The 578-nt window shown below is 78.4% G+C and carries 1 protein-coding gene; it reads right to left on the bottom strand.

Annotated elements, in window-relative coordinates; translation table 11 throughout:
• Window positions 1-578 (bottom strand): acyl-CoA dehydrogenase family protein (locus tag ND748_RS33490; protein ID WP_285903032.1); only part of this gene is annotated, 578 nt, incomplete at both ends.

Genomic DNA, 578 nt, shown 5'->3' with positions numbered 1-578 from the left:
GCCTTGTGCTTGACGGCCTGGAAGGTGCCGATCTGGCGGCCGAACTGGACGCGGTCCTTGGCGTAGGTGGTGGACGCCTCCAGGCAGGCGCGGGCGGCGCCGACCTGCTCGGCGGCCAGCGCCGTCGTCGCCACGTCGAGAACCCGGTCGAGGATCGCCGCCGCGCCGCCGGCCGCGCCGACCAGGCGGGCCGGGGTGGCCGCGAAGGTGACCTTCGCGATCCGCCGGGTCAGGTCCAGCACGGGCAGCGAGGTGCGGGTGAGGCCGGCCGCGCCGGCGTCGACCGCGACCAGCAGCGGACCGCCCGGTGCCGCCGGACCGCCCGGCGCCTCGGCGAGCACCAGCACGTGGGCGGCCTCCGGGGACAGCACGGCCGAGACCTCACCGGTAAGGGTCACCTGCGCGCCGGCCGACGGGGCACCCTCCGACGGCGCGGCCGCGCGCACCGAGCCGGGCACGCCCCACAGGTCCTCGTGCGTGGTCCAGGCGACGGTCGCCACCGTCCCCTCGGCGACGGCACCGAGCAGCGCCGACGCCGCCGGCGTCGCGGCGGGCAGCGCCTGGAGGGTTCCGAGCAC

It is taken from the genome of Frankia sp. AiPs1 (genome assembly GCF_023716945.1).
GTDB lineage: Bacteria > Actinomycetota > Actinomycetes > Frankiales > Frankiaceae > Frankia.
This window is presented reverse-complemented; position numbering and strand designations above follow the sequence as displayed.